The following is a 26571-nucleotide window of genomic DNA, read 5'->3' as shown; positions in this document are numbered from 1 at the left end:
GTGCGCTGCTCCACATACAAGCATGCAACTTTTGGAGTAGGTCGCTATCGAAAGCGCTGCGCCGCACCAACGCCGCGCACGGATTCTTCATTGAGGGGCAGTCATTCACACTGCTGGCCCAATGCCTTCCATAACCTGCACGACACACTTGATGCTTTTATAGCACGCACTGTTTTAGCCATTACGTGCGCTCGACCGTGTAACTCGGCGGCTTAGGAGAGGCAGGTCACATAACGCGATCACGTGCCCGATCCCGCGCCTTCGGTGATGGGCCGGCGCAGGAACGGCACCTTCTGCAGATGCAGCGTCAGGGCCATCGCGCCTGCTACGCAGGTCTCGACAATCAGCACCGTGGCTGCGGCGCCCTGCTCGCCGAAAAGCTTCGCCAGCACGGCAAGCAACGCGAAGTTCAGCACCGCCGAACCGATCAGCACACGGCTGAAGTGGCTCTTCATGCCGAGCGGAAGCATCGTCTGAACGCCGAAGAGATCCGACAGTCCGGCCATGAGCGGCACGAACGCCATCCAGCGCAGCACTTCTACCGTAGGCAAGAACTGCGGACCATACAAGAGCTTTACTGCAAGCGGAGCCGCGAAGAAGATGCAGACTGATATGAGCGAGACGATCGAGCCTTGCAACACGAACATCTTGCGCAAGAACGCAAACGCATCATCCTTTGCGTGGTGCATGAGGAAGCTGACACGGGGATAAGCAGCGGTCTTGAGCGGCTGAAGCATATTCAATGCCGCGCGGATCAATTTGTCGCCGGCAGCGAAGTAGCCGGCCGCCACGTTACCGGAGATGAAGGTCAGCAGCACGATGTTGCTCGAGGCGTAGATATCCACCAGCGACGTCGCAATGAACACGCTCCAGCCTTCCTTCAGACGTTCGACAATGGTCTTGAACGACACTCTGACGAAATCGAGCTCGTGTCGAAAATACAAATAAATGCAAATTGCGACACCCGACAAAAGTGGGACAAGCGCATTCACGGCCATCGCGATATAGACATCGTCGTGCTGGCGCACGAACAGATACATCGCCGGAATGCTGAGCGCGCGGCCTACGAAGACGAAGCCGCTCAGCATCCCCAGGTCTTCGATGCCCTGGAAGTACCACGTCGGAATCAGCATGGCGCCGATGGCCTGGCCGTAGCCGAGCAACAGTAGCTCGCGATTCTCTTCGAGATAAGGAATGACGGAGGTCAGCACGATCAGGACGACCAGGCCGGCGACGGCCAGTGCAGCCTGCGTGAGGATTGTTTCCCAGAAGACCTGCGAACGCAACGCGCGGTCTCCACGATTGATCGAGACCTTCGGCGTAGCGGTAAGAGAGAAGCTGTAATTCGTGAGTGAAATGAAATATGCGGTAAATGCGAGGCCGAACGAAAGGCGTCCATATTCGCTTGGCCCCAGCACGCGTGCGAGCCACGGCAACGTCAAGAGCGGTGCAAGGTAGGTGGATACCTGCAGCGTCATCAAAATCGTAAAGTTCTTCTTGAATGAAGCCATTGAACGGTTTTCCCGGCTTGGAGCTGTGCGTGATCTTGATGACTGAGGGGCAAAGGCTGCAAACGTCGTGCGTTTGCGCCTGAGCGGTGGGCCTAAACATGACAGCGCCACAGGCGAATAGTTTCGCTTGTACGCCGCGCCGTCAATGCAGCATGCAGCGAAAGCATGTCTGCATGCCCGCACGCTGTTCAGGTCGATGGACGGGTACAGCACGAAACGCACCGGTTCCGAGCACTCGCTTGCCCGGTGACGACGCGACTTGTACTACCGTATGCATTTGACAGGCCGCGGCCGCAATCATCAGTGGGTTGGCCCACGCAATGCCGGAGTCGCAACGATTTTGAGCGATTGAAAATCCGGCACACCCCTGTTAGGACTGTCAGGGTGCGGGCAGCAAACCAGCGAAGTCTGGGGGCTTCCGCTCAGGCGAGGGCGCCGTTGAGGGCACCGTCTCTTGCCAACGCTGCAACCCCTTTCGACGGCTCATCCGCTCCCACGTCCATGCGCGCAATCACGCGTGGCTGCAAACCGATGAAGCGGCGCACGACGTTGCGCGTGATCTGATCGACGATGACACGGCTCTCCGCTTCCGGGTCCATCAGCACGCGCGGCCAGTCGGTCGTGCCGCCGTTGAAGACGAGGCCTTGTTGCGGACCTCCGTTGCGATCCGGCTGGAACACGCCCATCGCGCCGACGCCGCCCATGTCCCATCCGGTCAACTGCACCGTGTCCGCAAGCGTCACGAAGCCATTCGGCTCGGGCGGCACGCCATCCACCTCATAGCCCACCAGGCGGTCCTGCGCGCCGAAGGTCTGCCCATCGACGAGGCCCGTACCCGCGAAGATCCAATGGTCCGCCTGCCGCACGGTATATCCGATCGCCTCGCGTTCGCGCTTGATCCAGCCGCCGCGCAAACGCTTCCACACGCCGTACTTGCCGCCGCCATAGGCGTAGCTCAGGCCGATCAGGTTGGACTCGTCATAGCCCGGCCATTTCTCGCCGAGCCGGTTCATCACCGTATAGTCGCCGTCGATCGGCGCGTCGCCGAAGTCGATGGGACGGAAGCAGGTATTGCCGCTGAAGATCGCGAGATTGCCGCCTTGCGCGATGAATTGCGCCACGCGCTCGCGCATCTGCGTCGACCAGTATTCGTGATGCCCGACGCTCAACATGCAGCGATAGTTCTCGAGCTTCAGATCCGTGCCGCGATGCAGATCGTGATCGGTATAGAAGTCGCATGCGATGCCTTCCGCGCGCAGCCAGCGAATGAACTTCGCATCCCAGTGTGTGAACTGCTGGCGCGGCGAGCGCGGATCATAAGGATCGGTCGGCTCGCCCAGTTGCGCGCCAAACCCGCCGCCGGGGCGCTGGACGCTCACGGTGGTCTGCGGATGCGTGCGGTGGATCGGGTCGCCGTAATAACAGCCGCCGCCCATCGAGTTATAGGCGTGGTACGTGTTGATCGGCACGATGTACGCAATCTCCGCCGACGGCTTGCGTGGCCGCGCGATGACGAGCGCCATGCTGTCCGAAGCGGGCGGTCCCGCGAAGATCGGCTTGTGCGCGGCCGCGCGCCGGCCGAGTTCGTCGCGCGGCTCGCCGTTCGCGCCCACTTCATAGGCGATCGCAACGTACGCGCCGCTTTCGATGTCGTCGGCATTCGGCCTGATTGAGATGGTCGGCCAGTTCCAGTCTTCATCGTGACGCGGCCGTCCCGTGCGGCCCGGCGACTGGAACACGTATCTGCCGTTCTGCAACTGCGCCTGCACGGCGCCGCCCGGCTGCACGACGATGCCGCCCATGCTGGTCAGCGTTTCGTCATTGCCCTGGTGATAGATCGCGACAGAAAAACGCGAACCCGGCTGCACCGCGAGTTCGAACGACTCGCCCGCGGTGAAGCCGGGCCTCTTCGGGTAGATCTGCATGCTGAAGGCCCCTTACGGCATTTTTATCATTGTTGGCTGCCCGCGGACGGACGCCCGCGCAGATTGGCGGACGGCACGGCGCGCGCCGGCGCGGCAGGCGGACGCAGTTCGAGTCCGAGTACCCGCTTGACCACGCGCTTGGCCTGAAACCAGCGGCGATCCGCGACGATCTTCTTGTGGAACAACAACTCACTGGGCGTATCCCGCCGATTCGCCGCAAACGCGCGATAGTGCGCAGCGGTGGCCTCGACGGTCCGGATGGCTTCGGCGAACGCACTTGCATCGACACGCGCCGCCTGATGGCACGCGTACGAGAAGACCTTGTGGAACATCGCGAGCCAGAAGGCATCGAGCGGGCCGCCATTGCAGCGTTCCATGGTCTCTTCCGCGCAGATCGTGAGCGACGTGACCGTATAGGGCGTCGCTCTCGTCGTGATGCTGCCGGCGCGGCGCCGATAGAAGTAGAGATTGTCCGCGAGACGGAACAGCGTGCTGGCGCGCGCATAGACGAGCGGGATGGCCGCGGCATCTTCATACACGCGGCCTGCGGGAAACTCGATGCCGTCCCACAGCGCACGCCGGTACACGCGTGCCGCCGGGAAGACCTGATACACGCGGGCGAAGTCGAGCAGCGCGTCGAGATTGCACGGACGCGTGCCGACGGTCGCGGGATCGATCAGCTGCACCTTGTCGATCACCTTGCCTGCCGAATTGATGATCCCGACATTGAACTCGATGATGTCGGCGACGTTCTGGTCCAGCAGCGGCATGATCTTCTGCGTGAAGTCCTCGGACCAGACATCGTCCGAATCGAGGAAGCCGATGTAGGGCGACGTTGCTTCGGCGATCGCGCGATTGCGCGCGGCGGACACGCCGCGGTTCTCCTGATGGATCACGCGGATGTTGCGGCCCAGCTCCGTGCGCTGCACGTCGAGAATGCGTTCGAGCGTGTGATCGGTGGAACCGTCGTCGATGACGATGAGCTCGATCTCCTCCGAGCGCGGTTGCGAGAGCGCGGACGCCAGCGAGGCGGCGATGAAATGCTCCACGTTATACGCGGGAATGATCACCGACAGCAGGGTCTTGCGAGTACCGTTGTGGACGCGTGTCATAGCTCGTGTCACCGGTTAGTGTTGGTATTGAGGCCACCGTGGCAGAGGCCGGTTCATGCGCGCCGGCTGTCCAATGCGTCATTGGTCAGGTGGAATGCTATAGGGAGTTGTAAGCCGGGAATGTTCGCGTACGCACGCATGGAAATTCGCGGCTGCCGATTTATTTTTTTATTTGCGCGACGGCGCATATTTGAAAGCGGACGCCAAGCCGGTTCAAGCGCTTATCCCGTTCAAAACAGTTCCGTTCACTCATCGATACGCGCAATGCCCCGTCGCCATTGCGTTTGCGGGCGCCGCTCGAGATCCGCATACGCGCATTGATTAATTGCCTGCTGTGGTTATATCAAAACAGATAACCCACGAATTTGTAACGCGTGTTTAAAAATTTGCAAGACGAGTAACGCCGCTTTATGTCAGGAGCGAAACATGCTGCGAGCCCGAAGCGTCCGGTTCTTACGGACTGGAAGCTTGTCCGCTGAAACCGGTGCAGCGCACAACGTGATGACGTGTAACGTTTGCGCGTTGGCTTCAGACGGGAAACGAGCACGGAGGGCGGCAGCATGCACAGGAGGCACTCACATATAATGACTTGCAGAATCCATTCATGAAAGCCGTCTGCCTTCATGATCCGCATGTCTTCAGCGTCGTTGCGAAGCGTTGCCTTCCCTTGACATCAACCGCATCAGCCCAATAGCAAGGACCCTAACCGTGACAACGTCTTTTTCCAGTACGGTCGAACCGGGCGGCGCCCGGACCTTCGACGCGGCCGTTGCAGGTAACGACGGCGTGCTGGTGCTCGACGCCGCTCAGCGGTGCCTGTCGGCCGACGCCGTCTTTGCTCATCTCTTCGATCTGGATTCCGCTTCACTGAACGGCCGTACGCTGGCGGAAACGCCGTTGCCCGGTCCGCTTGCCGCCGTGCTCGGCGAAGTCGCCGACGCCGCGCTGGCCGGCAACGGCACGCGTCGCGCGCAGGTGAGCATCGGCGCGGACGCCGGGACGCGTTCCTTCGCGATCATCGCGCTGCCGGGTCAGGATTGCGTCACGCTGATCGTGTCGCCGTCGGCGTCGGAACGGGGTGAAGAACACGTTGACCGTGTGGCGCATCTGCGCGCCGAGGCCGCGCTCTTCATGCGCGATCATGTGCTGTCCATCGTGTCGCATGATCTGCGTGGTCCGCTGAACGCCATCCACAGCTGGGGTTATGTACTCGAGCGCAAGGTCGACGCGAACGATCCCGCCGCGCAACGCGCGCTGGCCGGCATTCGCTCGGGCGTCGAGCAGCAGGTGAAGCTGATCGAGCGGTCCGTCGATACGACGCGCGCCGAAACCAAGGCCCTGCAGGTCGCGCTCGCGCCGGTCGCCTTGCGTCCGTTGCTGGAGCAAAGCGCGGCGTTGGCGCGTGCGAGTGTGGCAAACGCGCGCGGCGTGACCATCGAACTGGATACGCCGCTCGCCGAAGAACAAGTGGAGGGCGATGCAGAGCGCCTTCTGCAAACGCTCTGGCTGATGCTGGCGTTTGCCGCCGAGGCAAGCCCGGCCGGCGCGGCCGTACGGGCGGCCAGCAACATCGAAGGCAGCATGTGGCGGACCGATGTGCGCTTCACCGCGTCGGCGCAGGCGCTCAGCGATACAGCTTCCCCTCATGTGCTCGAAGCGTTCGCGCGCCGCCAGGCGCTGGAACCGCGTGAAGGCGGGCGCATCGCGTGGGGGCTCGCTTTGTGCAAGCGCGTGTCCGAGGCGCATGGCGGCGGCTTCGAGCAGAGCGACATCGCGGATAACGCCGAGGTTACGTTGTCGGTGCGCATTCCTGTCGCAGGGATGTGAATTTACTTTCGATTTGCTGTCGCCTCTATACTGACGCTTTCCACTTTCGAAGAGAGTTGCCTTGGCTCAGGTCGTTGCGCTGATCGGCGCATTGTTGCTCGTCGCGTTGAATGGTTTTTTCGTCGCGGCGGAGTTCGGGCTCGTCAAACTGCGGCCCACGCGCGTCAAGGCAATCGCGCGGACCAACGGCCTGCCGGGCCGTCTGCTCGCGAAGGTTCACGGGCAGCTCGACGCCTATCTGTCCGCCTGCCAGCTCGGCATCACGCTGGCTTCTCTCGGTCTCGGCTGGATCGGCGAACCGGCCTTCGCGACCTTGCTGCATCCGCTCTTCGCGCTGATTGGCGTGGAGTCGGAAAAGCTCATCGATTCCATCTCGCTGTTCTTCGCCTTCACGGTCATTTCATTCCTGCACATCGTCGTGGGCGAACTCGCGCCGAAGTCGTGGGCCATCCGCCGCTCGGAACAGGTGGGGCTGTGGCTCGCCATGCCGCTGTACGGATTCTACTGGCTGATGTATCCGTTCATCTGGGTGCTGAACTCGAGTGCCAACTTCGTTTTGCGTCTCTTCGGCATGTCGGAGGAACACGGTCACGACACGCATTACTCGACGGATGAACTCAAGCTGATCCTGCGCGGCCGGCGGCACGGCGGCGCTTCCTCGTATAACGAGGACGAGTGGAATACCATCGCGCACTCGCTCGATTTCAGCCGCATGACCGTGTCCGACCTGATGCGCCCCGCGCACGAACTGGTCGGCTTGCGCAACGACCTGCCGATGCGCGATAACCTCGCCGTGATTTCGCGGCATCGCTTCTCGCGCTATCCGCTGTTCGCGGATGCGTCGGGTGAACGCGTGATCGGCATGATTCATTTGAAGGATTTGCTTCTCGCAGGCGACGGCCAGGGGCGCGGCTTCAACTTCCATCTCACGAAGCACGCCGATAAGCTCGATCAACTCGCCCGTCATGTGCGGCCGGTGCAGTATGTGGCGCCGAACCTCTCGGCGCTCGAACTGTTCCGCCGCTTCCGCAAGGGCGCGCCGCATCTGGCCATCGTGGGACGCAAGGGCGCGAAGCCGATCGGCTTCATCACGCTCGACAACCTGCTCGGCGCGCTCGTCGGTCAGATCCACGACGAGTTCCGTCAAGGCGATGCGGACTGGTCGCGCATGGACGACGGCACGCTGATGGGCAAGGGCAGCTTGCCTGTCGTGTCGCTGGAACGGGCGCTGGGTATCGATATCGATGAAGGGCGCGCGGAGTCGGTCGGGGGTCTTGTCATCAATGCGCTGGGCGATCTGCCTGGCGAAGGGCAACGCGTGGCGTTCGACCAGTTCGATATCGTGGTGAAGAAGATGAAGGGGCCGCGCATCGTGCTGGTGCGGGTCTATCCACGAGAAGAAGCGCTCGAAGAAACGGAGTGAGCGTGCAAGGTTCTGACATGGCGCATAGGCACGCTTGCCGTTGAATCCGGTCTCAACATCATTCGACGGTCACGCCGGTTGATGGATTCATCGACCGGTTGACGCCTGCACGCACGCAGAGTACTTCCCGTCAGGTGCTTGTCTGCGAATTGTCGAATAGTGTCGCTGGTTAAGTCATGCGACAGGGTCCGGATACGATAAGAACGAGAAATACCCTGACCGGCATCGCTCAGTCTTCGCGGCTCAGCACGAGTCTCTCATCTCTTGTCCAAGCGTGATTCGCATGCGCGACTCAGGATGCTTCCGCACGCGAGCGCCATCGATCTGACGTCGGCCATGGCTGCCTTGCGCCCCCGGAATCTCCTTGGCGCGCTTGACGTGATGCTCGCTCGGGACCTGCCGTCTGTTAGCTGCGTGGGAGCGCAATTCATGCCGCAAGCCAAAGTCGATGAAGAGACACGCCCGAAAAATGCAGCATCGCTTGGAGCTCGGCGCAGCAGGCGTCGAACTGTTCCCGAAAGTGCAACGCATGGTGTGTTCGGTCATGCCTCGACTGAAAGCCACGAATCGGATCAGGACGCGGACGAGGGCAGTGCTGATCTACCTGTCGGCGCGCAGGGCGGCTTCATCGAAATTCTGATGCCGTTGGCGGGGCAAATGGCGTTCGAAATCGTGACGGCGCTCTTTGCAGGCTATCGCGACATGGAAGGTGCCTATGGCGACCTGCAACGCATGTACGCGCGGCTCCGCTCATCCGAAGAAGAAGACTGGACCCGGATTCTCGAAGACCTGAGTGCTTTCATGCGCAGGTGCGCGCCATTGCTCCCTGAAGCAATGCGCTCGAAAGTCGCCGCGACATGCGACGCGCTCGATCAGGTGGATCGGCTCTGGCATCTTTGCCTGTCGCTTCGGCAGACGATCGACAATCCCGATCTCGCGTGGCACGACAAGGCTGGACTGCTCTGGTCCGCGCTCGCTCGAGACGAGAACACGGCCTTTGCGCTACCGGATGCTGCCAGCAGGTGGATTGCTTATGCAGCCGAGGCTCAGAAACAGTTCACGACATCCTTGCAAGCTATCCAGTGTTTCGAAAGCCGGTGCAAAGCGGCGGAAAGCGGCGGTCCCGACGCGATTGACGCACTCCGGTCCGAGATTGCAAGGAGCGCATCCGGATTGCCCAGGCCGCTGCAGAACTTTCTCCACGACTTGCCGGTTGAGAGCGAGTTTTGGCCGGCCTATCGCGACAAGATGGGTCGGCTACGCGAGCACTTCGAGAAATTGGGCACGGTACGCAGCGTTTCCGAGGCGTTGCCGGGCATTAAAGCGCTGATTGCGGAGGGCTTGATCGACATTCAAGGGTCTTCCCCTTCATGCGATCCGGGTCCTGATGTCGCCATCCAGATCAGCCAATGGTGCAAAGACTTGACCAACCTTCGTGTCGTTCTGAGCGGCACGCTGACAGCCGAAACTGCGATGGATGCGCTGGCGCAGGTCAGTGCGGCGCTTGACCTGTCCACCATGAGGCAGTTGCTCGGCGAACGGCTCGCCGGATCGCTTGGGCTGGCCACACAAGTGCTTGCTGGGCTGGGCGAAAGCTTCGGCTACCGTCGGGGAATCCATGGGCGCCTGGTCGCGGAGGTCGACCGCGACGTGCCGCTACTGAAGAAGCTCAAGCGCCTTGCTCGCCTGATATCGCAGTCGACGCTGATCCCGGAGGATATCCGCCCGGATCTCGTCGATGTGCCCCAGACGCTTGACACACTTGCAACCGCGCTGTCTTTCGGTTCCATGGACACGCAACAGCAGATGATGGAACGGATCGCGAAAGGGCTGGACGCATTGAAGGAGCTTGTGGAACGTCCCTTAGTGCGGAAGTCGATGGGTGTCGAAGCGAGCAGGCACATTGCACGCGTGATCGAAACGATTTCACAGGCGCTGGACATTGCAGGTCTGCTGGAGAAGCAGCTTCATCACGAAGCCACGTTCGAAACATTCTTGCGCGACTTCATGAACATGAGGGGCACCGGGACTGCGCTCTCCGAGTCGCTTGAAGAGGTCTCGGGCCTGGCCGACTCGATCCTGCAATCGCTGGAGCCGGACCGAAGCGCGCACAGGCTCGATTCGGCGGACGCGGTCTCGAAGGTCGGGAAGCTCGGCGCGCTGGTGAGATGGCTCGGTCATCCCGATGCCGGGAAACTGATTCTGTCAGGCGTGCCTGCTCGACATAAGGAGGCTGCGCAGAACGCCATCAAGCTGTACCGCGAGATCGTTCGCTTTCCGGCCTTGGGGTCCTGGGATAGTCAGCGTGTATGGGTGCGGGAACACCTCGTCAAAGCGGATACGCTGCAACTGCTGATGGGTGCCGACGGAGACAGAATGAAGCGCTGGCAAAGCGCTTTGATCCAGAACGATGCTGCACTCATGCTGTTGAAGCGCCTCCTGCCGTTGATCAACAGCAACAACCTGACGGTGTCCAGTGTCCATTCGGCATTGTGTTCTCGCGAAGCCGTTGGCGTTGCACGGCAAGCGCTGTCCGCTGGCTTGTTCTACGTCGACAACACGGTGCTCTACGGTGTCGGAACCGTGGTGGAGCAGGGCATTGGCCTGGGTATGGCATTGAGCGACCCGGATGCGGCGACTCGCCAACGCACCGTGGAGGCGGTCCTTCAGGCACTCGAGAGCATGGTCCGGAGCGCGATGGCGAGATCGCTCATCGCGGCGAATCCAGGCATGGCGCTACTTGCAGACGCCTTGTATTCGATCATTTTCAGGCCAATGCTATGGACGCTTCTGACTGACGATGCGAATGCGCCGTCGGGACGGGAACAACAGTCATACAAAGACCTCGCAACGACGCTTGCTCGAGATTTTCTCAACGGTCGCCCGAACGCCATGGAAATCAAGGAGCGTCTCAAGCGATTCGCCTCGACGTCTCCGGCGCTGGAGGGATCGATACGCGCGGGTATGAACATCCTGGAGGGGATGGGTCAACGCATCTGGGAGGTTCATCTCGCCCTGGACGTGTATCTGCTGCTGTTCGCCGGCGAAGCAGAGCGCGTAGAGCGACAGCGGACGCTTGCCGCCACGCTGGAGACACTGCGGGCACACGGTCATGAATGGGCCGGACCGCTTGCCACGCTCGCTCCGTTGCTCTCCGATCTCTACGAAGCAAGAATGCTCGTGAAGCGTGAACTGCCGGAGGCGGATACGTGGTTCGAATGGAGCGCCAAGCTGAGTTCGATGCTGGCGGAGAGCAATGCGCCGCCTGTCTTTCGGTTGAGAAAAGCGCTTGCAAACCAGGTGGCGACTTCGCTTCGGAACGGATTTAACCGTCTTGTCGAACCTCGCTTGATTGGAGAAACAGGACATGGCGTCAAGGCTGATTTCCTTTTTCCCCGGGCGGATTCACAGTACGCGGCGTGGATCGCGCTGGCTCCAAAATAGGGGCGCGTGGCTGGCCCTCTACTCAAACGGGCAGCAGAGAGGCTCCAGTTACCCTTGATCAGCAGCGCAATCGCGCGACTACACGGTGCGCAGCCGAATGAAACCAGGTTGTCGGAATGGGGCTTGGCAACTGAATACGAGCATCGCGATGTTGCGTTGTCGGAAGAGGAGAGGGTAATCACAGCGGAGGGCGAGCCGGACCCTCGGGGCCTCTATTACAAGGAGGTCAGACGTTATATCCGGGTAGAAGGCAAAACGTTCGGCATTGCATTCGATAACCACTTCTCGATCATCCGTCTCGTGAAGCCCGATGACTCGATGGAAGCTGGACACTCTACCGGCCCCGCCATTGTTTTCCGTGATGGGCACTGGCTCATCACAGCTATCCACAAAATGCGTGGGGGTGCGGACGATGACGCAACCGAGGAACTGGCACGCATCGAAGCCGAGTCCCTCCTGCGAGAAGTTCAAGCGCTGTTGGACGTCATTGAGTCAGGCACCTGCGAATACGAAGATGCCGACGCTTTGAGGAATGCACTCCCAGACTTCCAGCTGACTTGCGAGCAGCTCGAAGCGGCGGTACGGGCACTTTCGCAGCCCACATTACCCTGGACGGCAATCGGCATGGGTGTCGGACTGTCGGTGCTTGGCCTGCTGTCACTTACCTATTACTGGTACACGTCCCGGTCACCGTTCGAGGAGCCGGGTCTGCCTCGACAGGACGTATCCGTGAACCGGAGGCAGGGTTTCAATCGGATGTTCAACCTGCCACTGAACGTCGTGTCGCAAGTCTGCAATAGAAAAGATCGAGTTCAGACAGGCCATGCCGATGCGGTCTCGCTGAGACCGTTGGCAACAGACGCATCCCAGATTGTTGAAATGCCTCTCGTCCTTTCGGGATCCGCGTCGACTCCGGCAGCATGTGATCGCGTCGCGAAGTATGCGGGCGTCGCACTTCTCGTATCGGGCGGGCTCGTGATCCTGGGAAGCTGGGGATGGGGACGCTTAGTGAATCTGGACATCGATTGGGTCGGTGCGAAGAGTCGGGCGCATTTCATCAAGCTGAGAGACAACTCATGTCTGTTCTATTTCATTTCAAAAAGCGTGACAACAGAAGGATTGCCCGAGCGTTGGAGCACCAGGATTGAGAAGAGTGTTACCGAGTGGAAAACCGGCATGGAATGGATGCCGGCAATGCCGATGTCGGCTAACGATGTACGAGACTATGGCGAGGCACTCAAGGCCATGCAGTCTTATCTTGGTGAAGCACTCTCCAATCTCACGGCCCATGGAAAAGGGCAAAGCGTATATTTTGGTGAAGTCAAGTATAAGGTAGACGACAAGGCGGAATACCTGGCACAGGTCAGCGTTTCAAACGATGTAGCCTACTTGAACAATCAGGAAGGAGCGTGGCTGTCCGCCATGCCGGGCTCGGCTTTCGATCTTGCGCAGACGCGCGATGTGGCCGCTTCGATCAACGGGAACGACGTGGACGCTGATCACAATCAACAGGCTGGTGCCATAACAGGTCCGGGATTCGTCAGCGAAAACAGGATTACCGAGCCCACTCGATTCATTGCGCGGTCAGAGATCATACCGATGGCAATACGGGACGATAACTTTGATGTATCGGCCTATCAATACGACGTCACAGCGTATCTCGTGCGAGCGAACGAGCTCTGTCGGAACGTGATCCGGGAAGGATTCGTCGCGACGACGAGCAACAGAAGATCCCTTCGAAAGTGGGATGCACTGTTGGCGTCGGAGCCGCTGCGTCTGGCAACGCTTTCGGATGCAGACAGACAGTTGTTCATCGATCAACTGTCGCAGACATATGGAATCTTTTTGTTCGAGGGACAGCCGCGAAGCGCAAGACCTTCAGCGGCGTTCGTCGAAGCGGGTTCGCGGGGATGGAATGCGACGGGCGACGAGGTGGGCGTGGATATCTCCAGCCTGCTCAGAACAGATCGCACGCTGTCTCCCGGAGAGAGCGCGACGGCCGCAAGGGCGGCGGACCCCGATCTGTTTTCCTACCTCGTCATCGTGCTGAGCGACATCAAGGCGGATCCGGCGAGATTCGCCGATTTCACCACGCGGTTCTCACAGGCGGGGGTCAACGATCCCTTGCTATGGAAGTGGTTCCAATGAGACACCGCAAGCCGAATTGCCCGCCGAACCGCACGCTCAAGGCCGGGGCACCCCTTCTTCCACGAGCAATGCCACCGGCATCGCGCCCAATGCATCGCGTACGAGGAGTTGCGCGCCTTCGGCCTTCGGGGCATTCGGGCTCAGCCAGTCGAACAGCGCACGCGAGTGCAGCGCTTCCGGCAGCACGATAGCCGTATCGCCCCAGCGCTCCGCTGCAACCAGCGGCAGGTCCGCGTCTGCGTCGAGCAGAGGCGCTGCGAGCCGCGTCGCGACAACAACTGCAAACGCACTGCCCGCATGCCGCGCATAGGCAATCACATGTCCGGCTTGCTCACCCGTTACTTCGAGCGGAATGTACTCGCCTTGTGCAAACAGCGACTCGCAATGCTTGCGCAATGCCAGCGCGCGTCGCACGACCGCCAGCTTCACACGCCCGTCGCGCCAGTTGCCGATCTGCTCGGACGGCGCGCCTTTCTCCTCGATCTCCGCAAGCCATTTGCGCCGCAGATCGAAATCGACGGGCCGGCGATTGTCGGGATCCACGAGGCTGAAGTCCCATAGCTCCGTGCCCTGATACAGATCCGGCACGCCGGGCGCCGTCAGCCGCAAGAGCGTTTGCTGGAAGCTGTTCACCGCGCCCAGCGGCCCAAGCCGTGCGACGAACGCCGACAGTTCCTGCAGGAAGCCATTGCGCCTTTGCGGCGAGACGATATCGAACAGGAAGTCCTTGCACGCCTGTTCATAGGCTTCATCCGGCGCGAACCAGCTGGTGCGCAGCTTGGCTTCGCGCAATGCCTTCAATTGCCACTGTGCAACGCGCTCGGCCAGTTCGTGAACGCCTGCTTCATCGTCCGGCGCAAGCGTGAGCGGCCAGCAACCGACGAGCGTCTGATACAGCATCGCTTCCGCGGCGGGACCGGGGGCCCAATCATTGATGTCGCCGGTTTCGGCCAGACCTCCATTCGCGCCGCGCCGCAGCGGCGTGTTCAGCGTGGACCATTGCCGCAGCGTCGCCGCCCATTCATCCGGAATCTCGCTCAGCGCCGCAATGCGGGCGCGCACGTCCTCACCGCGTTTGTGATCGTGCGTGGCCGTGCACAGCATCGCGTGGGGGAACGCGGCGAATCGTTCCTGGTTGCCCGCATGAAAATCCGCGACCGACAACGCGAACTCGCCCGGGTCCGCGCCGACTTCGTTGCGCGAGATGAGCCGGCCATAGCGATAGCACGCCGTATCCTCGACCGCCTTCGCCGCCACGGGCGAGGTCAGTTGCGAGAACAAGGTCTGGGCGGCGCGGCGTTGTGAGCCGCTCGACGGCTGCTGTGCATTCTGTCCGGCCTGCGCCTGGCCTTGCGCTTGAGCATGATTCCGGTCGCGATCACGACTGCGCTCCGCCGCGCGGTCTCGTCCCCGTTCGACGCGCGCCTCCTGCGGCGCTTCGTCGGGCAGCTTGCCGCCGAGCCATTGCGCGACCTGATCGAGCACGACATGATCCGCGCGCGGAAGCGTCGCGCGCGCGGCGTCCAGCGCTTGCGAAAAGAAGCGCTCGTCCTCGGCGCTGCGCACGCTGCCCAGCGGGTAGATGCGATACACCGGAAAGTGCACGACCAGTTCCGCGACCACGCGGCGAATCGACGTAAAGGTGAAATCGCGCGTGTTCTGTGCATCGCGCGCGATACGGTGCAACGCGCGCGTCACGCGATCCAATTCCGCTGCGAGGTTCTCGGCGAGAATCTTGCGGCGCGCGCTGAGCGCTTCATCCGCGAAGTTCGCGCTCTTGCCCGTGAGCTCGGCCCACAGTGCGGCAAGCGGTTCGGCGCCGGCCGGATCGTGCAGCAGCGCGCCGACGTCGTTCATGAAGTCATAGCCGGTTGTGCCGTCCACCTGCCAGTCACGCCGCAACGGTTCGCCGCGTCCGAGAATCTTCTCGACCACGAAGTACGTATGGCCGTTGCCGTGTCTCAACGCTTCGGGCCGCGCCGCCGACAACTCTTCGAGCCGCGCGCGCAGACGTTGGCAGTATTCACGCGGTTCGGCGAGCCCGTCCACGTGATCGACGCGAACGCCGTCGATCTGCCCTTCGGTGAAGAGCCGGAAGATCAGCGCGTGCGAAGCCTCGAACACTTCGGGACGCTCGACGCGCACGCCGCCCAGCGTGCTTACATCGAAGAAGCGCCGCCAGTTCACTTCGTCGGCGGCAGTGCGCCACCACGCGAGCCGATAATGCTGGCGCTCCAGCAGGCGATGCAGACGGTCGCGGCCTGCCGGTGTATCGGACGAATGCGCGGCGAGGATCGCCTCGATCGCGGCCTGACCGCCTTCGGTCCCCGCGATCGTAATGAGCGCCGTACGCGCATCGGCGGCGCGCGGCTGGTCGGCGGGTTGCGTCGTGAGGCCGGCGAATCGCTGCGCCAGTTCAGGCGCTTCCTGGAACACGGCAGGATAGTCGACGGGACACACCGGAAACGCGTGCGAGTAATACGCGATCACGAAGCGCCCTTCATCCGCGCGATATTCGAGCTTGATCTTGCCGCCCTGCAACTCGTCGCCATAGGAGGCGCCGAGGAACGGCGCGAGCACCTTGCCGCGCAGCGCCGGGTCCGGCGAGTGCCAGTCCACATCGAAGAAGCGCGCGTGCGCCGCGTGCCGGCCCCATTCGAGAATGTCCTGCCACCACGCGTTCTCCGAGCCGCCTACGCCCATGTGATTCGGCACGATATCGACGATGAGGCCCATGTCATGCGCCCGGAGCTTCTCGACAAAACGGCGCAGCGCGTCTTCGCCGCCGAGTTCGGGATTGATCCGCGTGTAATCGACGACGTCATAGCCATGCGTGGAGCCGGCGGTGGCGGTCGTGATCGGCGAGACGTACGCATGGCTCACGCCGAGCGACGCGAAGTAGTCCACGAGCGCGGCGGCGTCGTCGAGAGTGAAGTCCTTGTGCAGCTGGAGCCTGAGCGTGGAGCGCGGAACGGTCATGGTGAGTCGGTCGGATTCGAAGTGGGTTCGTTCGGTTGGGCAGAACGCTTGCGCGCGGTGTCGGCGGCAAGCAGCCGGTCGGCGAAGGTGTCGTCCAGAAACAGTTCATCCACGGGCAGGGCCAGCCGCCGGCGCCAGTTCGGATGCTCGTCGATGGAGCCGGGCAGGTTGGGCTGATCCACCAGCGCCAGCAGGTCTTCGAGCGGATAGGTGACGAGCGGTGCGGGCGTCGCGGCAACGAAGGCCAGCGCCTCGTCCACGGGCGGATTGTCCACGCCGGGCGCTTCGACGTCGGCGGGCGCGATGCCTGCCTCCTGAAACGCGCGCCACAGATGTTCGCGATCATCGCCACGTTCTTCCAGCGCTACTTCCACCGCATCGCGTCCGTCGGCGCGCGCCATCGTCTGGCCGATCTTCGAGCGCCACACGATGTCCTCGCCGCGCCACCATCCGGCGACCGTCGGCAGATCGTGCGTCGTGGTCGTCGCCGTGACGCCGCTGTCCCATTCGCGCGGCGGCTTGAAACCGGGGCCGTCCACTTCGCGCTCGAACCACAGCACGCGAATGCCCAGCAGGCCGTGTTCCTGGAGACGCTCGGTGAAACCGGGCGGCACCGTGCCGAGATCTTCGCCGACCACGATCGCGCGATGCCGCCAGGATTCCAGCGCGATCAGACGCAGCAGGTCTTCCAGCGGATAGCGCAGATACGCGCCGTCCTTGGCGCTTTCGCCTTCCGGCACGAGCCACAGGCGGCGCAAGCCGAGAATGTGATCGATACGGATGCCGCCGGCGCATTTGAACGCACAGCGCAGCATGTCAATGAACGCGGAGAAGCCTTGCGTGCGCATCGCGCGCGGCGAGAAGGTGGTGAGCCCCCACGACTGACCTGCCTGGTTGAACAGGTCGGGCGGCGCGCCCACGGAGACGCCGGTCAGCATTTCATCGCGATACGACCACGCATGACTGCCGGCGCTGTCGCAGCCCACGGCGAGATCGGCGACCAGTCCCACGGCCATGCCTGCATCGCGCGCGGCGTGCTGGGCATGCAGCAGTCCTTTCGCCGCGAGCCATTGGGTAAAGAGATAAAAGTCCACTTCCCGGCGATTGGCGCTGGCGAATTCGGCGACCGCCTCGCTGCGCGGATCGCGCAACGCTTCGGACCAGTTGCGCCAGTGGCCTTCGCCGTTCTCGGCGAGTTGCACGGCCTGCAAGGCCTCGAAACGCGCGTGATCTTCGAGCGGGCGTCCGCCATCCTCGACGAATGCGGCAAAGTCCTTCGCGAAGGCGGAATCGTGGTCCTGCGAGAAGGTGTCGAACAACGCGCGGAGAATCGCGAGGCGCGCCTGGCTGGCGCGTGGCCAGTCGATCAGCGTCAGTTCTTCCAGCGCGCGGAGTTCGTCGGCGAGACCGAGTCGTTCGACGACTGCGCGCACGGCGGGCGCGCCGAGCACCGCGGCGGGATCGACATGCGCGACATTGAGGAACAGCCGCGACGACGGCGAATAGGGGCTGAACTTGTTCGGCTCGGCGCTGAACATCGCGTGCATCGGGCTGATGGCGACCGCATGGCCGCCGCGCCGCGCCGTCTGCGTGGCGAGCGAGGCGAGAGCGGTGAAATCGCCGATGCCGCCGTCGCCATTGCGGCGCAGTCCGTAGACCTGGGCCGCGACGCCCCACAGCGGCGGCGCGCTTCCAGCGTCATCGTCGAGCGCGCGCCAGGCGTCGTCGATCGTGTAGCAGCGCGCGGGCGCGACGGCCAGTGTCGTGCGATGGTCGTTGATGACGAGCGTGTGATATCCCGGCTCGGCGATGGGCGAGAGCAGTGCGGTCTCGCCCTTCGGCGACGTGAAGCGCCCGTCGATCACTTCGCCGCTTTCAAGCTCGATCCGATAACGTGCCCCCGACTTCGCCGCCGACACCGGCAGCGCGATGGCGCGGTCCACTTCGGCCGTGATGAGCGGCGGCAGCTTGCGGCCGCTGGTTTCGGCGTCGATGGCGGCCATGCTCTGCTTGATCTGCGTGGCATTCCCGCAGGGCAGGCCCAGCTTCTCCAGCAGGATGCGCAGCGTGGTTTCGGGAACGCGCCGCATTTGCTTGTGCGCGTCCTGCCATTCGACTTCGAAGCCGGCCCGTGCCGCGAGGGTTTCGATGCTGCTCGACGCACCGGCAGCGGATTTATCGGCGGCGCTCACAGCTTCTTTCCTTCGGCCGACGCCGGTTCGAAATGGCGCGCATCGTGCGCGATCGCGTACTCGTTCACATCGCCGGTCAGCCACGCGAGGAAGGTGCGGCCGCCGAGTTCGCCGTCGCGGCTGCGATCCTGCGCACGCGCGGGCGTCTCGAAGATCACCTTTCCCTGCGGCGTCTCGCCGAGCGCGACGGGCGCTTCATCGAGGTTCAAAGCGACCGTGAGCGTTTCGCCGTCGCCGAGTTTCCAGCGCGCGACCAGCGCCTTTTCGCCGAGCACTGTCGCGCCCAGCGCCTTGGCACCCTTCAGGCGTGGCGTGATGAGCTTCGCGCGCACCGTCAGTGCCGACCGATAGAAGTGCAGCCAGGCGAGCCGGTCTTCCTCGTCCTGTTTGTGCGCCGAACTGGCGATGTTGCTGACCGCATGAGGCGACGACATCTCGAAGGTCTTGACGTCGTTCGGATCGGGAATCTGCGCGCGGCGCTTTTCATCGGTGAACGCGGAGAACTTCGCGAACTCCTTCCGACGCCCTTCGCGCACCGCGTCGGCGAGCTGGTCGTGATAGTCGGTGAAGAACAGGAACGGCTGCGTCGAGCCGTATTGCTCCTCCATGAACAGCAGCGGAATCTGCGGCGAAAGCAGCAACAGGCCCGTTGCCGCATGGAGCGCTTCGTCATTGGTCAGCGCGCGCAGGCGGTCGCCCATCGCACGATTGCCCACCTGATCGTGGTTCTGCAGGAACATCACGAAGCGGGTCGGCGGCAGGTGCGCGCTCTTCTCGCCGCGCGGCTTGCCGTCGTGGATCGGCGAGGGATCGCCCTGATACGCGAAGCCTTCGGTGAGAATTCGCGCCAGCTTCTCGATGGGATGGTCGGTATAGGCGCCGTAATAGCTTTCGCTCTCGCCCGTCAACAGCACGTGCAGCGTGTTGTGCGCGTCATCGTTCCATTGGGCTTCGAAGTGCGTTTCCAGCAGGTTCGCGGTGTTGTGTTCGTTTTCGAGCACGAGATGCACGTGCCGGCCGGCCTCCACCGAACTGCGGATGCGTTGCGACAACTCGCGCAGCCATTCGTCGTCGTTGATCGCATGCACCGCATCGAGGCGCAGGCCGTCGAAGCGATATTCGTTGAGCCAGTACAGGGCATTGTCGAAGAACAGGTCGCGCACCTGCGGCCGTTCGAAGTCGATGGCCGGTCCCCACGGCGTATGCACGCCCTCGCGGAAGAAGGTCTTCGCGTAGGCATCCAGGTAATTGCCGTCCGGGCCGAAGTGGTTGTAGACCACGTCGAGAAACACCATCAGTCCCAGTCCGTGCGCGGTATCGACCAGTTGCTTCAGTTCGTCCGGACGGCCATACGACGAGTCGGGCGCATACGGCAGCACGCCGTCATAGCCCCAGTTGCGGCTGCCGGAGAAGTCGTTGAGCGGCATCAGTTCGATGGCCGTCACGCCCAGTTGCGCGAGTTCGGGAAGGCGCGCGGTGACGCCTGCATAGCCGCCCATCGCACCGACGTGCAGTTCATACAGCACCGTCTCTTCCCAGGGACGGCCATGCCAGTTCGTGTGGGTCCAGCGGTACGCGCGCGGGTCGATCACTTCGCTCGGCCCGTGTACGTCCTGAGGCTGAAAGCGCGACGCGGGATCGGGGACGGCCAGATTCTCGTCGAGCCGGTAGCGATACAGCGTGCCCGCGCCGCCATCGGCTTCCGCTTCGAACCAGCCGTCGCCGGTGGGCTGCATGGCGATCTGCTCCGGCACGCCGCCGGCGCGCTCGATTTCGACTTGCACGGACTCGCGCGACGGCGCCCAGAAACGAAAGCGCGTGCGCGGATGTTCGCGCGCGGCGCCCGTCAGATGAGCGCCGAAAGGAAGGCAATACGCATGTTGATGCTTGTGCGGATCGATCGGACGTTCGGACATGGTGGCCTGCCTGGTTCTCGTGACTGCAATGCAGTTGTGTTTCGACGAAGTTCCGCGCTCCAGCACGGTCCGCTTGTCACTGGGACGGATCGGAGTCTGGCGCGCGTTGCGGGGACATCGTGCCGGGATCGGGCGGCAGCGCGGTCAGGAGACGCGGCCCCTGGTGGGCGCCTGCCATCCATACCGCTTGCCAGTCCGCCTCGCCGGTAGGCTCGGCCAGCAGCACGACGATGCTGTGTGCGGCCACCTCCAGTTCACTGCCGACGAGCGGTTTTGTGATCGCGTCAGGTTCCGCGCTATCGAGGAGCACATTCCATTCCAAGTGCGGCGCGGGCGGGGTGAACGTGAGCGTTTGGGCCGATGCATTGAACATGATCAGCAGCACGTCGATCTCGCCGTCGACGCCCGGCCCGGCGCGCCGCAGCGTGAGGGCGCGTCCTTCGGGATCCTGCCACGCCTCGATGGCAAGCGCGTTGCCGCGTTCGTCGAACCAGCTGACGTCGTAGAGACCCGGGAGCACCTCGCGATCGCCGTAGAGAAAGCGCGTTTCGCGCAGGACCGGGTAGTTTTTTCGCAGTGCAATAACGCGCGCGACGAACTCCGTCATCACGACGCCTTCCGGGCGAGCCGCCGCATCCCAGTCGATCCAGGAGATCTCGTTGTCCTGGCAGTAGGCGTTGTTGTTGCCGCGCTGGGTGCGGCCGAATTCGTCGCCGCCGAGCATCATCGGCGTGCCGAGCGAGAGCATGGTCGTCGCGATCATCGAACGCGCGAGACGGGCGCGGACATCGAGCAGGGCGGGGTCGTCGCTGGCGCCTTCCACGCCCCAGTTCGCGCTGCAGTTCTCGTTATGGCCGTCGTTGTTGCCTTCCTGGTTGGCTTCGTTGTGCTTGTGCGAGTAGGCGGTGACATCGGCGAGCGTAAAGCCGTCGTGCGACGCCACGAAATTGACCGATGCCCAAGGCTTGCGGAAGCGCCGGTTGAACAGTTCCGCCGAGCCCGTGAGCCGCGCGGCGAGATCCGGGCGCATGCCGGCGTCGCCGCGCCAGAAGCGCCGCACGCCGTCGCGATACTTGTCGTTCCACTCCGCGAAACCGGGCGGATGATTGCCGACCTGATAGCCGTCCGGTCCGATGTCCCACGGCTCCGAGATCAGCTTGCGGGTGGAGAGGATCGGGTCCTGGCGGATGGCGTCGAAAAAACCCGAACCGGGATCGAAGCCATGACCTTCGCGGCCGAGGGTGACGCCGAGATCGAAACGAAAGCCGTCGATGTTGAACGCCGTGCTCCAATAGCGCAGCGAGTCCATGACCATTTGCAGCACGCGCGGGTGCGACAGGTTCACGGTGTTGCCGCAGCCGGTCTCGTTGATGTAATGGCGTTCATCGCCTGGAATCAGGCGGTAATAGCTGGCGTTGTCGAGGCCGCGCCATGACACGGTCGGGCCGAGTTCATTGCCTTCGCAGGTGTGGTTGTAGACCACGTCGAGGATCACTTCGATGCCTGCCGCGTGCAATTGGCGCACGGCGATGCGCATTTCGTTGAGCCGGTGCGTGGACAGATACGACGGCTCCGGCGCGAAGAACGCCGCGGTGTTGTAGCCCCAGTAATTCTTGAGACCGCGTTCGACGAGGAAGCGGTCGTTGAGGAACGCGTGCACGGGCAGGAATTCGACGGCCGTGATGCCGAGCTTCTGCAGATGTTCGATGAACCATGGCGAGGAGAGGGCCGCGAACGAACCGCGTTCGTGCTGGCGGATGTCGTCGCGGAGCATGGAGGTGCCGCGCACATGCGTTTCATAGACGATGGTTTCGCCCCAGGGCGTGTCGGGGCGCACGTCGCGCGACCAGTCGAAAGCGTCGTCGGTGACGATGCATTTGGGCATGGCGGGCGCGGAATCGCGGCGGTCCATCGACATGTCGAGCCGGTTCGAATGGACGCGATAGCCGAACAGCGCGTCCGACCAGCGCCAGGGGCCGACGAGCTTCTTCGCGTAGGGATCGAGCAACAGCTTGTGGGGATTGAAGCGATGGCCCTGCTGCGGTTGATACGGGCCGTGGGCGCGGAAGCCGTAGACGGTGCCCGGGTGTGCGCCGGGAAGGTAGCCGTGCCAGACCTCGTCCGTGCATTCGGGCAGGTCGAAGCGCATGAGTTCCTTGCGGCCCGTGCTGTCGAACAGGCACAGCTCGATGCGATGTGCGTTGGAGGAAAACACTGCGAAGTTCACGCCCAGTCCGTCCCAGTTGGCTCCCAGCGGGTAGGGCGCGCCGGGGAGCAACTTGTCGGGGAGTGCATTTGCCATGGGGCCTGTCCTTTTGGTTGTCGTGCGGCTTTACAACGTGGCGTAACGATAGGCAAAAAACGCGCCACAGCGATTTTCGCCTGACCGAAGGAATTTGTCCGTTGGACGGGACACATTGAGTCATCCCGTTCCTGTGCCGGCTCGCGACGTCAATGGGACCCTTCGGGAACTGCTCATGCCGCGTCGTGCGTTTCATGAAACAGCGCGCGCAACGACGCTAAAACTCAGAACGCGGATCCGTACGTCGCCGCTTGTGCTGGAAAGTCTCAGGCCGTCGAAGGATCTTCGCTATGAACAACAGTTTGGAGACTCCATCATGTCGACGGTCGCATTGGATGACCGCCCATCTTGTTTCAAGACGGGCGCAGGCGATGACCTGACGCTTCATCGTCATCCGGTCGGGCTTTTCGACGCTGCTTATTTGATGAAGGCCTGTCAACACGGAATGGGAGAAGTGAATGCTGATTCCGCAGCGCATTTCGCTCATAGCTTGAGTGCCGCTTTGATTCATGAGAGCGTACACGCAACGGATAAGTGCCGTTTCGAGGTATATCAAGCAATGAATCGTGAGGGACGCACGGTACTTGGACGGGTCCTGAGCGGCGCACGAGATAAGAAGCAAGGGTTCCAGAAGAGTCAGCGCGGATTTGCTCAGGCAGACGCGGAATCTTTCATGTGCGTGGTAGAGGGGTTGTCGATGTTGAGTCGCGATTCCGGAGCCCTCGACCGCTTCTTCGCCGCCTACAACAGATATCTGTCCGATCCCTCTGAAAACTTGTTCTGGCAGCATTTCCAGAACGAAGACGCTAAGGACATGCCTGCATGATCGCATCGAGTTGTGCATTGACGAGATCGAGCGTGATCGTGTGCATGATGACCGAATTTGCATCGCGCATCTGGAGAATCTCTGGTGGAACTAGCGCGATCGAAGAAACGACGCTCCGCCTGCAAACAAAAATTACCGCTCGTCCGTGAGAAGCGCGTGCCGAATGAATGCGACAGGGCTACATTGGCAATCCCGAACACGTTGAAATGTCGACGCCGATACCAGTCCCGAAAAGGGGCCGACTCGTTCCCTGCGCCGTACTGACCCACATAGCCCGCTCCAAGCCATGCCCAATCATGTGAAAGCGCTTGCGCCCCGAAAGACCGTTTCCAGGCCACGGCAAAAAGCTTCCGGTGAACTCAAGCGATGGTCGCAGCATGCACAGGCGCTGCATGAGATCGACGAGGATGAAGATGCCGTGTCCTGGCGTCGTCCGGCGGAATATCAGCGCGACGAGGGACAAGGGTCCCTGCCGCCGTCCGCTGCCGGAACGTTCGAACTCAAACCCTCCGCGACCTTCTTTGGCGTTCAGGAGTTGATCGAGGACGACGAGACGCGATATTTCATCACGATGAGCGGCAAACTCCACGAGGTGGAGTATGTGAGCGAAACCGAATGGTTCAGATTGTCCGATTCCAACGCTCAGGCGAGGCATCGCGCAACTGTGTTCTGGCGGGGATCCGGCTGGGCGTTGAGTCCCCGATGGCGCATCAAGGGTTGGCAATACGACTCGAAGCCTTTTGGCTTTCGGGACCCGGATGTTCCGGAAGCACGCGCTCGCGAGATGCGTTCGGATCTGCGCAAGGCGCGGGATGCCGCAGCGCGGTCGACAAGCCAGGCACTGGAGGCGCTCGACGCTCCGGCGCTGAGCGGGGCAAGCAAGCGCTTGCTGGACATATTCTTCGGTGGCAGTTCTGAAGCGCTAGTTCATGAACTCGGACGGCGAATACGTGTATCGCGGCGCGTCCTCGAGAGCATTCGTCCGTCGCTGGAGATCCGCTATCGTGCCGCCGAAGGGAGGGCATTCATGTCCACGGTCTATGGCGGCCGACCTCCCCGTTTCACGTCGGGCTCAGGAAGCAGCCTGCATTTGCATCGCAGCGAGGGTGACGCCGGGAGGGGGCCGTATTTGATGTATGCGTACGACGCCGGCATGCGGGATATGCAAGAGCAGGAAGGGACCCGCTATGCTGGTGCGATGCGCGAGACACTGCTGCACGAGAGCTTTCATGTCACCAATCCCATCGAGTTCGATATTTACGAAGACAGGGTCGATGGAAAGCCGGACGTCGCGCCACTGATCACGCACGCCGCGCATGAAGTCCTGACGAAAGGCGCGGAAAACGTGCACGAGTTGCTTTTGAAGAAGACCTTGCTCATGCATCGGACGAAGGACTCCATCCACGAACCCGTGCCCACCTTCCTGGCCGAAGACGATGGACTGGATGAAGCGAGGCTTGAACGAGTGTGGTCGAATGAATCGGAGCGCAAGGCCATGCTTGCCGACATACTGGACAACTTTGCGCCCTATATGTTCGATAACCCCGACTCCTTCATGCGCGTGGTGGACGGACTGGCGATGCTGAACAGGAACCCGGCCGCGCTCGATGACTTCTTCGCAGATTACGAGGCGTTCCTGCATGACGATCGGCTGGTTCTCGACTGGAGTCGAAGCTAGCGCCTGGCAGAGAGCCGCGTGCCAGCCGTGAAGCGGCCAGCACGCGAAAGTATGGCTGCACCGGAAGACTCTCTCAATCCGCCCGCAAAACCAGTCGCGCACGCACTTCTGCAACCCGCCATGCAGTGCATCGTCGAGCAGATGCCGATGCGGCGATTCATCGTGATTGAACTCCGCAACCTGCCCGAACTCGCCGCCCATGAACAAAAGCTTTTCCCCGGATGCGTCCACATGAAGCCGAAGTAAGCCCGCCGATTGGCGAACTTCTGCCACCGGTCTCCTGGCATCTTGCCGATCAACGAGGCCTTCCCATGCACCACCTCATCGCAAGCAGCATTGGAGGCAATTGACGATCTGTCCTTGCGCGCCCCGCGAGATCGTCTTTTGGACATCTTTTTTGGAGACCACGGTGATCTGACTATTGCCAAACTGAAAAGCCGAATCCGCACCTCCAAGCTTGTCTTGGAGAGTCTGCGGCCGTCGAAGGATATTCGATATGCTGTGGGTGAGCCTGGCATGATCATGGGAACATGTTCCGTAGATGATGAACCCCCGCGCTACGTGACCGAGGAGAACGAAGAACTGCAACTTCATCCCAGTCCGTGGGAGAAGTATGACCTACCGTATCTGATGTTAGCCTTCGCTTCTGGAATCAAGTCGCTTGAAGCCCTGACGAAGTCTTCTTATCCAGAAGCGCTACGCAATACGTTGCTGCACGAGAGCTTCCATGTGACGAATCGCGATCCTTTCGACTTATATGCTCGTCATGACCGCGCAGGTTTGGTAGTAAGTTCAGTAGTCTTGCATGCAGCCCACGAAATCAAGAGTAAGGGAATTAAAGAAGTTCCTGAGTCTCTACTGAGGAAAACGTTTCTTCAGCACCAGACCATGACAGAGAATCGTACCCTTGAACGAAGCTTTCACCCCAGAGGCGGGCGCAGCGAACAGGCACGGATCGAATGCGCATGGCATGATTTTGGAACACGAGAAAAGGTGCTCCGCGACATTTTGGACAATTTTTCTCCTTACATGGCTGACAACCCTGATTCCTACAAGTTAGTGATAGACGGATAGTCCATGCTTGAAAAGAATCGCTCCTCGCTCAATCGTTTCTTCAAGGATTACGATCAATTCTTGACGGACGACTCGAACATCTTGGTCTGGAAATACTACTAGCAGGTCGTTCAAATCGCTCGCCAAACAGTCATGCTGGATCAAAAGGTTGAACGTTGAATTTAAAGTCATTGACGCCAGCGAGATGGAACGGGTGCGTGGCAGCGAAGGATTG

General features: G+C 61.8%; 14 protein-coding genes and 1 pseudogene. 7 read left to right on the top strand and 8 right to left on the bottom strand.

The features are described from left to right. Positions 1-239: 239 nt before the first annotated feature. The 3 genes from QCE69_RS33960 to QCE69_RS33950 form a co-directional block, all read right to left on the bottom strand. On the bottom strand, positions 240-1511 hold the full coding sequence (locus QCE69_RS33960) for a flippase (protein ID WP_309927565.1): 1272 nt from the start codon (positions 1509-1511) through the stop codon (positions 240-242). 422 nt (positions 1512-1933) lie between these two features. Beyond that, a complete protein-coding gene (locus tag QCE69_RS33955; protein WP_309935292.1) occupies positions 1934-3436 on the bottom strand; it encodes a N,N-dimethylformamidase beta subunit family domain-containing protein in 1503 nt (500 codons plus the stop codon). 26 nt (positions 3437-3462) lie between these two features. Continuing rightward, positions 3463-4548: a glycosyltransferase family 2 protein gene (locus tag QCE69_RS33950; protein WP_309821116.1), complete on the bottom strand. Its 1086-nt coding sequence runs from the start codon at positions 4546-4548 to the stop codon at positions 3463-3465. Positions 4549-5256: 708 nt separating this feature from the next. On the opposite strand from QCE69_RS33950, the gene QCE69_RS33945 reads away from it, so the two are divergent. The 4 genes from QCE69_RS33945 (at position 5257) to QCE69_RS33930 (ending at position 13390) form a co-directional block, all read left to right on the top strand. Beyond that, positions 5257-6375, top strand: a complete 1119-nt coding sequence (locus QCE69_RS33945; protein WP_309927221.1) for a sensor histidine kinase — start codon at positions 5257-5259, stop codon at positions 6373-6375. 61 nt (positions 6376-6436) lie between these two features. Beyond that, positions 6437-7798: a hemolysin family protein gene (locus tag QCE69_RS33940; protein WP_309927219.1), complete on the top strand. Its 1362-nt coding sequence runs from the start codon at positions 6437-6439 to the stop codon at positions 7796-7798. A 429-nt stretch (positions 7799-8227) separates the two neighbouring features. Then, positions 8228-11242, top strand: a complete 3015-nt coding sequence (locus QCE69_RS33935) for a hypothetical protein (protein ID WP_309935291.1) — start codon at positions 8228-8230, stop codon at positions 11240-11242. 123 nt (positions 11243-11365) lie between these two features. Further along, positions 11366-13390 (top strand): hypothetical protein, encoded by a 2025-nt coding sequence (locus tag QCE69_RS33930; RefSeq protein ID WP_309935290.1) that lies wholly within the window; start codon positions 11366-11368, stop codon positions 13388-13390. A 36-nt stretch (positions 13391-13426) separates the two neighbouring features. Here the strand turns inward: QCE69_RS33930 and treY are convergent, their stop codons facing one another. The 4 genes from treY to glgX form a co-directional block, all read right to left on the bottom strand. Beyond that, the gene (gene treY, locus QCE69_RS33925; RefSeq protein ID WP_309935288.1) at positions 13427-16369 is read right to left on the bottom strand and encodes a malto-oligosyltrehalose synthase; all 2943 of its coding nucleotides are present in this window, start codon (positions 16367-16369) and stop codon (positions 13427-13429) included. Further along, positions 16366-18561, bottom strand: a complete 2196-nt coding sequence (gene malQ / locus QCE69_RS33920) for a 4-alpha-glucanotransferase (protein ID WP_309935286.1) — start codon at positions 18559-18561, stop codon at positions 16366-16368. The genes treY and malQ overlap by 4 nt, the downstream gene beginning before the upstream one ends. Then, on the bottom strand, positions 18558-20477 hold the full coding sequence (gene treZ, locus QCE69_RS33915; protein WP_309935284.1) for a malto-oligosyltrehalose trehalohydrolase: 1920 nt from the start codon (positions 20475-20477) through the stop codon (positions 18558-18560). The genes malQ and treZ overlap by 4 nt, the downstream gene beginning before the upstream one ends. Before the next feature lie 76 nt (positions 20478-20553). Beyond that, entirely contained in the window at positions 20554-22779 is a 2226-nt protein-coding gene (gene glgX / locus QCE69_RS33910) for a glycogen debranching protein GlgX (protein WP_309927207.1), read from the bottom strand. Positions 22780-22954: 175 nt separating this feature from the next. On the opposite strand from glgX, the gene QCE69_RS33905 reads away from it, so the two are divergent. Continuing rightward, complete coding sequence (locus tag QCE69_RS33905) at positions 22955-23605, top strand: hypothetical protein (RefSeq protein WP_309935283.1); 651 nt, start codon at positions 22955-22957, stop codon at positions 23603-23605. A 286-nt stretch (positions 23606-23891) separates the two neighbouring features. Beyond that, complete coding sequence (locus tag QCE69_RS33900) at positions 23892-25283, top strand: hypothetical protein (protein WP_309935455.1); 1392 nt, start codon at positions 23892-23894, stop codon at positions 25281-25283. A 93-nt stretch (positions 25284-25376) separates the two neighbouring features. On the opposite strand, the pseudogene QCE69_RS33895 reads toward QCE69_RS33900, so the two are convergent. Further along, positions 25377-25609, bottom strand: a pseudogene (locus tag QCE69_RS33895) (1,4-alpha-glucan branching enzyme); the annotation flags it as partial. Here QCE69_RS33895 and QCE69_RS33890 point away from each other — a divergent pair. Continuing rightward, positions 25572-26357, top strand: coding sequence for a hypothetical protein (locus QCE69_RS33890; RefSeq protein WP_309935453.1), 786 nt, complete (start codon positions 25572-25574; stop codon positions 26355-26357). The pseudogene QCE69_RS33895 and the gene QCE69_RS33890 overlap by 38 nt on opposite strands. Positions 26358-26571 lie beyond the last annotated feature (214 nt).

Origin of the sequence: Caballeronia sp. LZ032, assembly GCF_031451315.1 — a bacterium.
GTDB lineage: Bacteria > Pseudomonadota > Gammaproteobacteria > Burkholderiales > Burkholderiaceae > Caballeronia.
This window is presented reverse-complemented; position numbering and strand designations above follow the sequence as displayed.